At 41.2% G+C, this 16088-nt stretch carries 12 protein-coding genes and 1 other annotated feature; of the genes, 8 read left to right on the top strand and 4 right to left on the bottom strand.

All coding sequences use genetic code 11. From position 1 onward, the window contains the following. The 4 genes from hemB to BO219_RS01555 all read left to right on the top strand — a co-directional run bounded on the left by hemB (position 1) and on the right by BO219_RS01555 (position 4247). The gene (hemB, locus tag BO219_RS01540; RefSeq protein ID WP_077427980.1) at positions 1-975 is read left to right on the top strand and encodes a porphobilinogen synthase; all 975 of its coding nucleotides are present in this window, start codon (positions 1-3) and stop codon (positions 973-975) included. Continuing rightward, on the top strand, positions 975-2270 hold the full coding sequence (gene hemL, locus BO219_RS01545) for a glutamate-1-semialdehyde 2,1-aminomutase (RefSeq protein ID WP_077427982.1): 1296 nt from the start codon (positions 975-977) through the stop codon (positions 2268-2270). Before hemB ends, hemL begins: the two co-directional genes overlap by 1 nt. Before the next feature lie 87 nt (positions 2271-2357). Continuing rightward, positions 2358-3335 carry a stage VI sporulation protein D gene (gene spoVID, locus BO219_RS01550; RefSeq protein ID WP_077427984.1) on the top strand — a complete coding sequence of 326 codons (978 nt, stop codon included), beginning with the start codon at positions 2358-2360 and terminating at the stop codon, positions 3333-3335. Positions 3336-3350: 15 nt separating this feature from the next. Then, on the top strand, positions 3351-4247 hold the full coding sequence (locus tag BO219_RS01555) for a protein kinase family protein (RefSeq protein ID WP_198936616.1): 897 nt from the start codon (positions 3351-3353) through the stop codon (positions 4245-4247). Here the strand turns inward: BO219_RS01555 and BO219_RS01560 are convergent. Further along, positions 4232-4423: a hypothetical protein gene (locus BO219_RS01560; RefSeq protein ID WP_003396391.1), complete on the bottom strand. Its 192-nt coding sequence runs from the start codon at positions 4421-4423 to the stop codon at positions 4232-4234. The genes BO219_RS01555 and BO219_RS01560 overlap by 16 nt on opposite strands. Positions 4424-4558: 135 nt before the next feature. Next, positions 4559-4781 (top strand) — a binding site (T-box leader). 41 nt (positions 4782-4822) lie between these two features. On the opposite strand from BO219_RS01560, the gene BO219_RS01565 reads away from it, so the two are divergent. The 4 genes from BO219_RS01565 (at position 4823) to BO219_RS01580 (ending at position 13194) form a co-directional block, all read left to right on the top strand. Then, a complete protein-coding gene (locus BO219_RS01565) occupies positions 4823-7447 on the top strand; it encodes a valine--tRNA ligase (protein ID WP_077427988.1) in 2625 nt (874 codons plus the stop codon). Between the two features lie 64 nt (positions 7448-7511). Beyond that, the gene (locus BO219_RS01570; protein WP_077427990.1) at positions 7512-8816 is read left to right on the top strand and encodes a bifunctional folylpolyglutamate synthase/dihydrofolate synthase; all 1305 of its coding nucleotides are present in this window, start codon (positions 7512-7514) and stop codon (positions 8814-8816) included. Between the two features lie 58 nt (positions 8817-8874). Next, complete coding sequence (locus tag BO219_RS01575) at positions 8875-12327, top strand: Ig-like domain-containing protein (RefSeq protein WP_077427992.1); 3453 nt, start codon at positions 8875-8877, stop codon at positions 12325-12327. A gap of 18 nt (positions 12328-12345) precedes the next feature. Then, the gene (locus BO219_RS01580) at positions 12346-13194 is read left to right on the top strand and encodes an ankyrin repeat domain-containing protein (protein WP_077427994.1); all 849 of its coding nucleotides are present in this window, start codon (positions 12346-12348) and stop codon (positions 13192-13194) included. A gap of 14 nt (positions 13195-13208) precedes the next feature. On the opposite strand, the gene BO219_RS01585 is transcribed toward BO219_RS01580, so the two are convergent. From BO219_RS01585 to BO219_RS01595, 3 genes are read right to left on the bottom strand one after another with little or no spacing between them, the layout of a single operon-like run. Then, positions 13209-14846 carry a hypothetical protein gene (locus tag BO219_RS01585; protein WP_077427996.1) on the bottom strand — a complete coding sequence of 546 codons (1638 nt, stop codon included), beginning with the start codon at positions 14844-14846 and terminating at the stop codon, positions 13209-13211. Positions 14847-14860: 14 nt separating this feature from the next. After that, the gene (locus BO219_RS01590; RefSeq protein WP_077427998.1) at positions 14861-15430 is read right to left on the bottom strand and encodes a PulJ/GspJ family protein; all 570 of its coding nucleotides are present in this window, start codon (positions 15428-15430) and stop codon (positions 14861-14863) included. Beyond that, positions 15414-16004 (bottom strand): prepilin-type N-terminal cleavage/methylation domain-containing protein, encoded by a 591-nt coding sequence (locus BO219_RS01595; protein ID WP_077428000.1) that lies wholly within the window; start codon positions 16002-16004, stop codon positions 15414-15416. Before BO219_RS01595 ends, BO219_RS01590 begins: the two co-directional genes overlap by 17 nt. Positions 16005-16088 lie beyond the last annotated feature (84 nt).

The following is a 16088-nucleotide window of genomic DNA, read 5'->3' on the forward strand; positions in this document are numbered from 1 at the left end:
ATGCAATTTGCACGTCATCGTCGTTTGCGCCAAACAGCAAATTTACGAGCTATGGTGCGTGAAACACATCTTCATATGGAAGATTTCATTTATCCGATTTTTGTGATTGAAGGGGAAAACATAAAAAACGAAGTACCTTCCATGCCGGGGGTGTATCAACAGTCGCTTGATTATGCGCTTGAAGATGTAAAAGAGGCTGTTCAATTAGGTGTACGGTCGATTATCGTATTTGGTGTACCAAACGAGAAAAACGAAATCGCTTCGCAAGCCTATTGTGAGCACGGTGTCGTTCAACGTGCCATTCGCGCGATCAAAGACGCATTTCCGGAACTTGTCGTGATTGCCGACACATGTTTATGCCATTATACGAGCCATGGACATTGTGGTATCGTAGAAAACGGAACGATTGTCAACGACGATACGCTTGAATTATTGGCAAAAACAGCAGTCAGTCAAGCGAAAGCGGGGGCGGACATCATCGCGCCATCTAACATGATGGATGGGTTTGTCGCAGCGATTCGCCAAGCGCTAGATGAAGAAGGATTTACATATGTGCCAATTATGTCCTATGCCGTAAAATACGCATCAGCATTTTACGGTCCATTTCGCGATGCAGCACATAGCGCGCCGCAGTTTGGCGACCGTAAAACGTACCAAATGGATCCTGCTAACCGTCTAGAAGCGTTTCGTGAAGCAGAAGCAGATGTAGAACAAGGAGCCGACTTTCTAATGGTAAAGCCGGCACTATCGTATTTAGATATTATTCGCGATTTAAAAAATCATTTCCATTTGCCGATTGTTGCTTATAACGTCAGCGGAGAATATGCGATGGTGAAAGCAGCCGCCCAAAACGGATGGATTGACGAAAAAGCGGTTGTACTTGAAATGTTAACAAGCATGAAGCGAGCAGGCGCCGACTTAATTTTAACGTATTTTGCAAAAGATGTTGCTCGATGGTTAAAGGAGGGGAAATGATGCGTAGTTATGAACGTTCCAAAGCGGCATATGCTGAGGCAGTTAAGCTTATGCCTGGCGGTGTAAACAGCCCGGTGCGCGCATTTAAAGCGGTAAAAATGGATCCGATTTTTATGGCGCGTGGAAAAGGCTCGAAAATTTACGACATTGATGGAAATGAGTATATTGATTACGTCTTGTCTTGGGGACCGCTTATTTTAGGTCATGCGAACGATCAAGTTGTTGAAGCATTAAAACGAGTAGCGGAAACAGGAACAAGTTTTGGTGCCCCAACGTTAATTGAAAATGAACTCGCCAAACTCGTCATGGAGCGCATGCCGTCTATTGAAATCATTCGCATGGTTAGCTCAGGAACAGAAGCGACAATGAGCGCCCTTCGTTTAGCACGCGGCTATACAGGACGAAATAAAATTGTAAAGTTTGAAGGTTGCTATCATGGACATGGCGATTCGCTTTTAATTAAAGCAGGATCGGGCGTTGCTACCCTCGGTTTGCCTGATAGTCCAGGAGTACCAGAAACGGTTGCCCAACATACAATTACTGTACCGTACAACGACTTACAAAGCGTACGTTATGCGTTTGAAAAGTTTGGGGAAGATATTGCAGCGGTCATTGTTGAACCTGTTGCAGGAAATATGGGAGTCGTTCCGCCAGAGCCAGGCTTTTTACAAGGGTTGCGCGATGTGACGAACGAATACGGTGCCCTTCTTATTTTTGATGAAGTGATGACAGGTTTCCGTGTCGACTATTATAGCGGTCAAGGTTATTACGGTGTCAAGCCAGACTTGACGTGCCTTGGAAAAGTCATCGGTGGTGGACTACCAGTCGGGGCATACGGTGGTCGGGCTGATATTATGGAGAAAATTGCACCGAGTGGTCCGATTTATCAAGCCGGTACGTTATCAGGAAATCCGATGGCGATGACAGCTGGTTATGAAACGTTGCGACAATTGACGCCAGAAACGTATGAAGCGTTTAAGAAAAAAGCAAATCGGTTAGCAGAGGGACTAAGTGAAGCAGCTAAAGCATATAACATTCCACATACGATTAACCAAGCTGGCTCGATGATCGGCATGTTCTTTACAAATGAGCGTGTCACAAACTACGAAACGGCAAAAACGTCTAATTTAGACTTATTTGCTCGTTATTATCAAGAAATGGCGAATGAAGGCATTTTCTTACCGCCATCGCAATTTGAAGGCATGTTTTTATCGACTGCACATACCGATGAAGATATCGAAAAAACAATAGAAGCAGCGCGACGTGCGTTTGCGAAAATGAGCGATTGCCTGTAAGGCGTCGCTTTTTTTATGCATACTTCTTTTTTTCTCCTCATAATCATAGTAATGTGAAATGACTTGGACGTTGAAGGAGAGATGAGCATGTTGCGTTTTTCAATTGAAGAAGCGATTGCGTTTCGACGTGAACATCACGTCGATCAACTATTATCGATTTCGCTACAACCGACAATTACAATCGAGGAACAAGAAGATTATGTGTATATTCGTGGTGTGCTAGAACTATCCGGAGAATATACAAAACATGAAGAAGATGGAGAAGATGTTGAAACATTTGAACTCGGGCGATACATTGAACAAGTGCGTATGCATGATGAGGAAACGGGTGGATTTTTACATCAATTTCCAATCGACGTAACTGTTCCAAAAGAGCGAGTCGATGATCTTGAACAAGTGTATGTGCTGATCGAATCATTTGATTATGACTTACGGAAAAACGAATTACGTCTTATTGCTGAAGTGGCCATTCACGGTATTCAAATGGATGATGATCGAGAAGACGAAGAAGAGTGGGATGCGTACAACGTAGACGACTTTGAACCGTTTGAAGCTGTTGCCCGTCAAGAAGTATATGAAGAAGAAAAAGAAGAACAAGAAACAATCGTCAATGTACCGACATTTTATATGCTCCATGAAGAACAGGTAGCTGATAATGACGAACATAAAGAAGAACGGATTGATGTTCAAGGAGAGCATGAAGAAGAACAGGTTGATACTCAAAAGGGATATGAAGAAGAACAGGTTGATACTCAAAAGGGATATGAAGAAGAACAGGAGAGCAAGCGAGAAGAAACGTCTTTTCAACTTGAACTAAAAGGAAGGGAGACGAATGAAAAGCGAAATGAAAACGCCTTATATTTAACGAAGCTATTCGGTAAAAATGAAGAACAGGCATTTGCACGTTTGAAAATTTGTATCGTCCAACAAGGTGATTCATTGGACAAGATTGCCGAGCGCTATGATGTATCTGTCCAGCAGTTATTGCGTACAAATCACTTAGAAAGCGGTGCGGATATACACGAAGGACAGTTGTTATACATTCCAACGCCAACTAAAGTGTAAAAGGGCGGCATGGTGATGAAACAAGCGAGCGTGCAAAAATGGGAAACGACAAATGGAACATACGCGATTAAACGCATCGATTCATTTGCTCATTGGCAGGCGATTGAGCAAGCTTACCGATTACGCATTCCGCTTGCCGTCCCTATTTATGAAGCGAAAAAACGAGATAATCAATGGTATTATACGATGCCTTGGTTAAAACAAAAAAAACATCCGACATCATCTTTTTTTCACGATTTAGCACGATGGCATAAACATTCATTAAAAGAAATACAAACGACTGAAGCGGAAATCGAATCTTATTATAAGGAACGAAAAAGCTCACTTGAAAAGGCAAAACAAACATTAACTCATCATATTGAACAATGTGAAAAACAGTGGTATATGTCCCCATTTCAGCTACAATGTTGCACCCATTTTCTCGATATTATGCGCGCTATCTCGTTTTCTGAACATACGTTAAATGAATGGCGCGAGCGAATGAAAGAAAAAAAGACCGTACGCATTTGTTACATTCATGGGCATCCGTCGTTCCAACATTATGTAGAACGGGATGACGGCACAGCGTATTTTATTAGTTTTGAACGGGCGCGCTGGGCTCCACCATTTCATGATTTACTCTTATTTTTTCGCCAATATTTGTATACGTATCCGATAACATGTGATGAAGCGGTACAGTGGCTTGCACAATATGAACAAACATTGGCGCTTGAAGAAGATGAACGGTTATTATTTTTTCATTTACTTGTTGATCCACATCGGTTTGTTCGTCTCATTCATCGGTACGAGCAACAACGTCATGACCGACAACTGACCGCTGCTTGGCAACGGGCATATTGGCAAATGAAAAATATTGAATATGTCATTGGAAAATGGGAAGAAGAAAAGCAACAACATCAAATCCAATCGTAATGTAGAGCGAAGGAAAGCAAAATAAAAATGGCGAGTAAAATGACATCAATGGTTGTTGGAAATAAAATGGTACGAATCGCCTGAACGACGGTAATCGGGATGATGCATTGTTCAGCAATAAAGCGAAGTTTTCGTAACCACGGTGGCCAGGCGTACGGGTTGTAACGCTTACGCATATGCTCACTTCCTTTTCAAATGATTAGCTCCACATGTTGGAGCTTTTATTTTTTATCATATGTATAAAGAAGTGAAAATGTGGCAAACCTTATTGACGATTCGTATGATTTTTATATAGTATTATGTATGAATAGAAAAAAGCGAAGATAGGGAAGAGTACGGCGCAACCCGCCTAGCAGAGAGGGAAATCAGTAGCTGCGAGATTTCCTAGGTTCGTGGTCGTCGGAAGGTCGCCCTGGAGCTGCTTCTTCGAACGAAAGTAGGAGAAGCCGGTGCATCGCCGTTATCGATTTGAGTGCTTAAGCATTGCTTAAGAAAAAAGGTGGTACCGCGAAAGAGTCTCCTTTCGTCCTTTTCGGATGAAAGGAGTTTTTTATTTTAGTGTAGGAGGGATTTGTATGTTACCGCCGAAGTACGACCACCGTGCTGTTGAGGCAAATCGTTATGAATGGTGGCTAAAAGGAAAATTTTTTGAAGCAACAAGCGATGAGACGAAAAAACCGTTTACGATTGTCATTCCACCGCCAAACGTAACAGGAAAGCTTCATTTAGGACATGCGTGGGATACGACGTTACAAGACATTATTACGCGCATGAAGCGCATGCAAGGGTACGACGTTTTATGGCTTCCGGGCATGGACCATGCGGGTATTGCTACGCAAGCAAAAGTAGAAGAAAAGCTGCGCAACGAAGGAAAAACACGTTACGACTTAGGACGTGAAAAGTTCGTTGAAGAAACGTGGAAATGGAAAGAAGAATATGCAGGTCACATCCGTTCTCAATGGGCGAAGCTTGGACTTGGTCTCGATTATACGCGCGAGCGCTTTACGCTTGATGAAGGATTATCGAAAGCAGTACGCGAAGTGTTTGTATCGTTATATAAAAAAGGTCTTATTTATCGCGGCGAATATATTATTAACTGGGATCCGGTGACAAAAACAGCATTATCGGACATTGAAGTCGTATATAAAGATGTGCAAGGTGCGCTATATCATATGCGCTATCCGCTTGCGGACGGCTCAGGTTATATCGAAGTGGCAACGACACGTCCAGAAACGATGCTTGGCGATACAGCCGTTGCCGTTCATCCAGAAGACGAACGCTACAAACATCTTATCGGAAAAACAGTCATTTTACCGATCGTCGGTCGCGAAATTCCGATTATTGGTGATGAGTACGTTGACATGTCGTTCGGTTCTGGGGCAGTAAAAATTACGCCAGCACACGATCCAAACGACTTTGAGATCGGAAATCGTCATAACTTGCCTCGCATTCTCGTCATGAACGAAGACGGTACGATGAACGACAACGCTCTTCAATATAAGGGGCTCGATCGCTTCGAATGCCGTAAGCAAATCGTGAAAGACTTACAAGAACAAGGTGTGCTATTTAAAATCGAGGAACATATGCATTCGGTTGGTCATAGTGAACGTAGTGGTGCTGTTGTAGAACCGTATTTATCGACGCAATGGTTCGTCAAAATGAAGCCGCTTGCTGAAGCTGCGATTGAACTACAAAAAACAGAAGGAAAAGTAAATTTCGTTCCAGAGCGGTTTGAAAAAACGTACTTACATTGGATGGAAAATATTCGTGACTGGTGCATTTCTCGCCAACTTTGGTGGGGTCATCGCATTCCAGCATGGTATCATAAAGAAACAGGCGAAGTGTATGTCGATCATGAGCCACCAGCAGATATCGAAAATTGGGAACAAGATCCAGATGTATTAGATACATGGTTTAGTTCTGCGCTTTGGCCGTTTTCAACGATGGGTTGGCCGGATAAAACATCGGCAGACTATAACCGTTATTATCCAACGGATGTGCTTGTAACAGGATATGACATCATTTTCTTCTGGGTATCGCGCATGATTTTCCAAGCGCTTGAGTTTACAGGCAAACGTCCGTTTAAAGATGTTCTCATTCACGGACTAGTACGCGATGCACAAGGAAGAAAAATGAGCAAATCTCTCGGTAACGGTGTCGACCCGATGGATGTTATCGATCAGTACGGTGCGGATTCGCTTCGCTATTTCTTAGCGACAGGAAGCGCACCCGGCCAAGACTTGCGCTTTAGCACAGAAAAAGTTGAAGCGACATGGAATTTCATAAATAAAATTTGGAATGCGTCCCGTTTTGCGCTCATGAACATGGAAGGATTCACGTATGAAGACATTGACTTACATGGTGAAAAATCGGTTGCGGATCATTGGATTTTAACACGCTTAAACGAAACGATTGAAACGGTGACAAAACTTGCCGATAAATACGAGTTTGGTGAAGTTGGCCGCGTATTATATAATTTCATTTGGGACGACTTATGCGATTGGTATATCGAAATGGCGAAATTGCCACTATACGGTGAAGATGAACAAGCGAAGAAAACGACGCGCTCTGTTCTTGCTTATGTGCTTGATCAAACGATGCGTCTCCTTCATCCGTTTATGCCGTTTGTGACGGAAGAAATTTGGCAACAACTTCCGCACGAAGGAGAGTCGATTACAGTTGCTTCGTGGCCACAAGTTCGCCCTGAACTAAGCAATCATGAAGCGGCTGAGCAAATGCGCTTGCTCGTTGATATTATTCGCGCGGTGCGCAACATTCGCGCCGAAGTGAATACACCGTTAAGTAAGCCGATTACGCTGCATATTAAAGCGAAAGATGAACAAGTAGCACGTACGCTTGAGAAAAACCGTTCATATATCGAGCGCTTCTGCAATCCGAGTGAACTTGTCATCGGCACGACGATTCCAACTGTTGAGAAAGCAATGACAGCTGTTGTGACAGGTGCAGAACTAAGCTTGCCGCTTGAAGGATTAATTAATATTGAAGAAGAAGTGAAACGTCTCGAAAAAGAGTTACAAAAACTCGATCAAGAAGTCGAGCGCGTGCAAAAGAAATTAAGTAACGAAGGCTTTTTAGCGAAAGCGCCAGCGCACGTTGTCGAAGAGGAACGAAAAAAAGAGCGCGACTACATCGAAAAACGCGAAGCGGTCCGCGCCCGTCTTGCACAATTAAAACAATAGTTTTATGATGAAGACGAATCCATTTCGGATTCGTCTTTCACTTTAAATAGAAGGGGGATTTTTCATGGTTCGTACATATAAAGAAGCAGTTGAATGGATTCATGGACGGTTAAAGTTAGGGGTCAAACCGGGATTAAGACGAATGGAATGGATGATGGAAAAGCTCGATCATCCAGAGCGTCGCATTAAAGCGATTCATGTCGGTGGAACGAACGGAAAAGGATCGACCGTTTGCTTTTTACGTCACATTTTACAAGAAGCAGGTTATCGTGTCGGAACGTTTACATCGCCGTATGTCGAACAATTTAACGAACGCATTAGTATAAACGGAAAACCAATTAGCGATGTTGATCTGATCAAACTTGTGCAAGTCATTCAGCCTTTGGCAGAGGAGTTAGAACAGACGGAATTAGGTGGACCGACAGAGTTTGAAGTTATTACCGCCATGGCGCTTTATTATTTTGGCAAAATGAACGTGCAAGACGTTGTCATTTTTGAAGTAGGACTTGGCGGACGCTTAGATTCAACGAACGTTATTTATCCGCTTTTATCGGTGATTACAAACATCGGTTACGATCATATACATATATTAGGGAATACACTTGAACAAATTGCGTTTGAAAAAGCGGGAATTATTAAGGCAGGAATCCCTGTTATGACAGCGATTGATCAGCCGGAGGCGCTACAAGTAGTAGAAGAGAAAGCGACATCGGTACGCGCAAAAGCATATGTGCTCGATCGCGATTTTACCGTTTTTGCTCACGAACCAACGACGGACGGAGAACGTTTTTCTTTACAAACACCGTTTACGACATATCGCGATGTAACGACAACGATGCTTGGGGCACATCAAGTGAAAAACGCAGCGCTTGCGCTGATGGTTGCCGACTATTTACGTACGTATTATTCGTTTCTGATTGAGCGTGAACATATGTACAACGGCATTCGAAAAGCAGCGTGGCTCGGGCGATTTGAAAAGATGGATGAACGTCCGCTTATCATTATTGATGGGGCGCATAACGAAGAAGGAATCGATAGTCTCGTTTCGACAATGAACGCTCACTATCCGAACCATCGCGTACACGTCCTTTTTACAGCGTTAGGGGACAAACCGGTCACAGCAATGATTCAAAAGCTAGAAACGATTGCCGAGACGATGACGTTTACAACATTTGATTTTCCGCGCGCTCTTTCCGCTGAACAACTCGCCGAACAAGCGACGCATCCGAATGTGCAATGGACAAACGACTGGAAACAATGGTTAAAAGAAAAGCGAAAGCAAGCTGAAAAAGATGATATTATTTTAATTACAGGTTCACTTTATTTCATCTCAAATGTGCGGAATTTTATAAAAAATAAATATAAGTAAGACGAAAACTGATGGTATAATAGATAAAAAATAGGACTTTTGAAAGGGGGAGGGGTAGGTGAAAAGAGCTGTTTCGGTGTTTCTCGTATTACTTTTATCATTATCTCTATGGGTTCCGGTGTTTAATAGCAATGCGGCAAGCAATAAACAAACGGGTGAGAAGTACGAAATATTGGAGATCGTTAGTCATGCCTCATCTGGATCCCCTTTAGCAAACGAATATTTAACAAAAAATACAAAAGATTTAAACATTACAACAATGACAATGAAACGCTTTGTCGCTTTACGTGACGAACTTGATGGAAAATATGATGCGATTGTGATTTCTCAAGGGGATTATAACCTGGCAAAGATTGGTAAAAGTTCTGGAAATGCTCAAGCTCATAACACAACAAATATAATGAATGATATTACTGACTTGAAAGCAGAGGAGATAAAAGAGTTTTACATTGAAAAAGGCCTCCCAATTTTTATTTATAGAAAGAGTGGAAGTGACCAAGATGTTCTAAAATATTCAAACAGTAAGTTGTATAAACACTTCTCTTCATATTTAAAGAACCAAAAAGATAATGTTATTTTCTTTGAAGATAAACTGCAGAATGATTTTGCGAAATTTGGACTAAATGGTTCACTTGAAAGCTACAAAACACGCCCACGCTTTTTCTTAACATCTGCTCCTTCGAGCGAGCAAGTAATGAAAAAAGGTGACACGCTTTCGTTTACGTACAATATCATTAACTACCAACATTTTAAAAATAAACTGCTAACTGTCAACTTATACATTGACTCTGACTTTAACGACAAATATACGAGCGAAGAGATTGTTGCATCAAAGCAAGTGCAAGGAGCAACAGGAACGATTTCGTACACTCTTCCAGCTGGCTATTCTGGACCACGTTATTGGAAAGTAGAAATGGTGGATGAAACAAGTGCGTTAAAAGATTACGAAAAAGGATTTGTAAAGTTTCAAGATGTACCTGCAACGATCAAAGTATTACAAATACGTAAAGGAAACGATGCAAGCTCGTTACTAAATACAAAAAATATGAACCCGAATTTTTTAAGTCGTGCGAACGAATATAGCATTAGTATTGACGTAACAACATTAACAGATTTTCAAAAAAGCAAAATATATGAACCAAATTATTCACATGAAGTCATTAACGGAAAATACGATATGATTATTTTCGGGTTTGCAGATTGCTATAATGGATGTAGCCCGGTCACTTCTTTAAGTACAAATACTGTTCAATCCATTAAAAATTTTATCGCTTCCGGTCAAAGTGTCATGTTTACGCACGATGTCATGTTTGGAACAAATAACGTATGGGTCAATGAGTTTGGTCCGATTGTTGGGCAAATTCAGCCGCATACAGATTTAGGAAACGGTGCTCCAAACCGATCAACGAGCACGAAACAAGTAAACAGCGGGCTTATGACAAATTACCCATTTGAATTAGATGATAGTATTACGATCGCAACAACACATAACCAATACTATACGCTCGATTTAGAAGATGGAAATGTAATTCCATGGTACAACATTGATGGTTCTCCACGTGACGTATATGATAGCTGGAACCATTATTACACATATTCCAAAGGAAATGTCACTTATTCTGGAACAGGTCATACGATTGGTTTCCCAGAAGAAGAACAAAAGCTATTTGTCAATACGATGTACCGTGCGTTTTTCGGTTCGAACCATGCACCGCAATTGACGGTTATTACGCCGCAAGAAAATGAAACGATTCCAAGCAATCAGCCAATTGAACTATCATATAAAGTGGAAGATTTAGATTTAGTCGATCGAACGTTTTCTACGAAAGTGTGGATAAACGATCAAGAAGTGTACGCGCAAAACGATGTGCCAAATGGCACAACGATTATTCAGTCGCTTCCGCACAATATGCCAAACGGTGGAACAGCGAAAATGAAAATTGAAGCGACCGACGCACGCGGAGCGAAAGTAACGAAAGAATTTCAAGTCGTCATTGAAAAAGTTTCGGCAAACATGGAAGTGAATCGGACGATTTCAAAAACGCTAGCTCCAGTCGATGAATCGATTACGATGCAGTATACAATCACACCGAAACCATTATCGTTATTGACGAATACGCTATTAAAAGTGACAAACATTGCGTTTGAAGAAAAATTACCAGCAGGCATTGAAGTCGTTTCTTTGCCGAGTGGATTTACAAAACAAGGAACAGTAGCAGAAGGATATACAATCAAAGGAATGCTACCAGATATTTCATTTGTAAAATCAGGAAATACGTATATCGCTGAACCACAAACGTTCGCCATTCAAGTGAAGCCGACAAAAAAAGGAACGTTTTCGTTATCGCAAGCAAAACTGACGTATAAAGATATAAATACACAACTTGTCAATTTATCCTTTAACACTTTGTCTTTTGTTTCCGATTACAAAATTACAGATGTTACGCTACCAAGCACCATTTTCGTGAACCGTGGCGTGCCGAAAAATGCGCGGTTATTGTTAAACGTCTTGCCGCAAGAAGCAACAATCGCCTCAGTAGAGTGGAGTGAAAATAGCAACGGACAAATTATTTCTATCGACCGAAATGGTGTCATTACCGCAGTAAAAGAAGGAACCGCACAAGTGACAGCAAAAGTAAAAGATATGTTCGGTAACGTAAAAACAACAACGATGACGGTCATCGTACGCATCCCGGTCGACTCGATCTCAATCAACGATTTTACTGTTCACGTCGGTGAAACGATCTCGATTCCGGTTACCGTATCGCCAGCAGACGCGAAAAAAGCAGTCTCTTATTCACTAGGAAATAGTTTGTATGCTGAAATCAATGGAGCAAACGGAACGATTACGGGACTAAAAGAAGGCGTAACGACGTTAACGGTTCAAGCATTTAACAGAAATGACGAACTGATTGAAAAAACGGTTACAGTAACCGTTCAAGCGATCCCAGTAACTGCTGTTGTCGTATCACCAACAGTTGCGAATATAAATATCGGTGAAACAACTACGCTCACCGCAACAGTTGCACCAAATAATGCGACATATCAAGCGGTGGAATGGCGTTCGTCTAATCCGAATATCGCTTCGGTTGATGAAGACGGACGGGTGACAGGTTTGAGCACCGGACAAGTGACGATTACCGCGCAAGCGCATAACGGTGTCGTTGGTACAGCAATCGTTCACGTCGGCGCACCGTTGACGGGTATTTCGCTTCCATCCACATTAATTGTACAAAAAGGAAAAACGATCAATGTATTACCGTACATTGCACCAATTCCGGCAAATGCGACGACAAAAATTGTGAGCCGTTCATTTACGATCGAAAACAGTTATTATGCTGTTGTTGACGAAAATGGCGAGGTGACTGCGAAACGTCTCGGTGAAACGTCATTAACGGTGAAATTGACTGATGAAAACGGAAAAACGTGGACGGCATCAACGGTCATTCGTGTCGTTGAACATGCGACAGATCCGACGAAAGGCGGAGATAAAGACGGCTGGTTGTACTAACGAAGGATGTGAACATGTATGAAAAAAGTGATGACGCTATTTGTCATCATCAGCTTGCTAAGCGGATGTTTTTCATCGAAAGAAGAAAAACAGCAACGATTTATACAAGCGATTGAGCAAGGAAACGTTCAAGCGGTACGCGAATATATGAAGAAGGAAAAAAATATTAACTTCAAAATAAAAAATGAAACACCGCTTGATGTGGCGATGCGCACCGGGCAGTACGATATTGCAGCACAACTATTAAAAGCTGGAGGAAAGTCGGCTGTTATGTCGCTTCCTCCCCTACATTTTGCACTTGCTTCATCTTTAGCGCAAGGAAATGAAGAAAATATAGAAATCGTAAAACAAATCGTAAATGAACAAACGGTGCGAGAGAAAGATAAAGAAAATAATACTCCCTTGCATATTGCAGCAGGGAGCGGGAATGTTGATCTTGTACAGCTTGTTTGCCAATACGATGTGGACGTCAATGCGGTAAATAAACACGGCGAAACGCCGTTATTGCTTGCGGTGCAAGCGGGAAATGTCGATGTTGTTCGCTTTTTATATGAGCGAGGGGCAAATGTAGAGATCGCAAATGAAGCGGGGGAAACGCCGCTATATAAAGCGGTGGAACGAAACTTTATTGATGTAGCCACATATTTATTAGAAAAAGGTGCCGATGTCAATACAAAAACGAACATTAAGAAAACACCATTAATGGTTGCAGCAGAGTACGGTTATGATGAATTAGTAACACTTTTACTTCGTTACGGTGCCGATGTACATGTAAAAGATGATACCGGCAACACCGCTCTTTCTCTCGCACAATATTGGAAACATGAAAACATTATAAAGCAACTAAAGGAAAAAGGAGCCAAGTAGCTAGCTCCTTTTCTTTATTGTACGCGTATTTCATCAACAATAACGGCAAGCTGCTTAACAAGCGGTAAACCAAGCCCGCGGTTAATAAACACATCTTTATTATGTTTCACGACAAAACGAGCATATTGTTTTTGTTCTTCTTCTGATGAGATAGGTGTTTGAAATGAAAGATTTGTTCCGGCATCGCTCGTTTCGCCGCGATACGTATTCACAATCAACCCATTTTCATCTGTGTACGGAATAATGGAGCTATTGCCGCGAGCAAATAGCCCTCCCTCGATATTTATATATGATCCGACAGCATAAATCACAGCATTGCTGTCTGTATAGAAAAATCCTTTTAAGTTTGGCGTTGCTAAGGAAAAATTGTTTGCAAACTCGTTTACACGAGCGATTTCTAACTCCCCTTTAGTCAATAACACAACTTCTTTTCCGTTTAGTCCGCTAATTGTCGTATTGTAAATAGATGTATCTCCATCGACATAAACGGTAGAGTCAAATGCGACTTGTCCTGTAATCGTTAAATCGCCAAGCACAATGATATTTCCTTTTATTTGTAACGGATTTTCTCCAGCGTTTTCTAATACAAAATCGCCGTTTACAATAAGCCATTGTCCATCATTTAACGTTAATGAAGTAACATCGAAATATGGGACGGTACTTGTATCAAGAAAAATGGATTTTCCGCTAGCAATCGCCCCTTCTAACGCAGTCGGTAAATCGATAGAATCATTAACGACAACAGGGATAAACGACGATTTTATTTGTTCGATAAGCTCGGATAATGGCAAAGAAATAAGGCTTTGATATTGCGCTTGCTTGCTTGGATCAAATCCATCAATACCAGCCGCTGATAACAATTTATCTTTTAACGTAAAATCAAAATTGACATCAATAAACTCATCTTGTTCTTTTTGAACGCTTGGTCCTTGCTGTTGAAACGACAGTGAACCTAAGGAAAAATCGTTTATGTTTTTTGTAAATTGTGTGGATATGCTATAACAGCTTTTTGCCCCATTTCCGTGGTCGCACGTATAACGGTTGCCTTCTACAAACAATATACTTTTTTCACTTGTCGTTGGAAACGTTGTCTGTACCGAATAAAGCGTTGAGTTATAAATATAGTTCGCGACGTTTGTAACGTATATATCATTTCCTGCGTATATATTGCCGTCAATATAAGAACCGCCGTTCAATGTCACGTTCTTACGCGAGCCAATCGCATATTTTAAAAAGCTCGGTGCGTTCGTAATAATGACTTCACGTGTGACCGTTTTGTTTCCGTATGGGGCAGAGATACGGAAAACACGTGTAAACAATTTATTGCGGTCAATTCCTTTTGAACTTGTTATATCTTCAATGGTAACATGATGGCGATTGATTAGCTCGCTCAAAAAGCCAGTTTGTGCATTTCCTAAATCGAGATCGAGTTGCAATGGAGTTGATAACGACAACTGTTCAACTTTTACTTTTAACTCGGCGACGGTTTCCTCTACCGCTTTTACAGCGTCATGGAGCGATGTGACATCCTCGACGCGTACTTGTGTAAAATTCGCTTGATATATGCTGACAGATAAAATGGTAAGTCCAATGATAAAAAAGACAGTGACCGTTAACATAACGAGTACGAGACTGTACCCTTTTTCGTTCACCTCTCTCCCCCCCCTTAGAAGCCGAATTGTGATTGCAACGTAAACGGTTCAATATATAACGGATCGTCTGGATTGCGATGGTCATTGTCTTGAACAGATAAACGAATCGAAATGACCCCGCTTTTACATATGTTTTGTTGCGACCGTACACACGTATAAGTAAGCTTTGATTGGTCTGAAACAATCCGTAAATTTGAAGGTGTGACTTGTTTCCCATTTATAAGTAATGTCTCGTTTGTTTTATCTATCATGATTTGTAACGTTTGACCAGCTTGCTTTTTGTCTTCCACGAGCCCTGTATTTGTATCAATCTCTTTTTTTATTTCATTCACAAATGTTAGTGTATCATCGTTTGATTCGTCTATTTTTAATCCGTCTGGAGCAAGGGCATATAGTTCGTTAAAAATCGTTGTCATCAATATATCAGCTTCGCTTCGCAGCTGATTTTCAATGCCGATCCGTTTATACGCCTTCATTCCCGCTGTAAATACACCGTATGCAGAAGCGGCAATAATCGATGTGATCGCTAAGCCGACAAGTAGTTCAATAAGCGTAAGTCCACGTTCATTAGCGAATACTTTCATTGGCGATCACCCCTTTTAAGACGATCAGTTCGTTATTTGAACGGACGGTGACATATAAACGAAGTAAATAGTTGCTGACGTCTTCGGCCATCTCTTTTTCTTGTTGGATCGTTTGTTTTAAACGATCAGGAAATTCACTTGGTGGGTTGTTTTTTATTTGTGACCATATCGCTTGATCGTATGGGATTAACCAAGCTTGTACATCTTCCTCATTATATGTCACATTGTTAATTGTCGGTGAAAAAATAGCTTTACATACGTTTTCGTCGGGAAATAACGATGTATTGGAACATGCTGAAGCATCGAAATGGACAAAAGGTGTTTGTTCGGTGATATGATCATCGACATATGCTTTCATCGTTTGAAAGTCAAGTCGTTCCATATAATGAATAACACCGCGAGCGATATTGACAGCAACCGTTTTTGATTGATTATACGCGGTGTATGTCATCGCATTTGTAAAAAACATAAACATGCCGCTCACAACAAAAGATAAAATAACAATCGATAATAGCACTTCAATTAACGTAAAAGCACGTTTGTCATAAAAAATATTCATTTCCTTTTGACACATTTTCCTTCCCCTTCTTTTAAAATACATAACTTTATTATACAATATGTTAGAGTTAAGTGTTGTATCATGTTGAATGGGGGGAGC

This window comes from Anoxybacillus kestanbolensis (assembly GCF_001996285.1).
Taxonomy (GTDB): domain Bacteria; phylum Bacillota; class Bacilli; order Bacillales; family Anoxybacillaceae; genus Anoxybacillus; species Anoxybacillus kestanbolensis_A.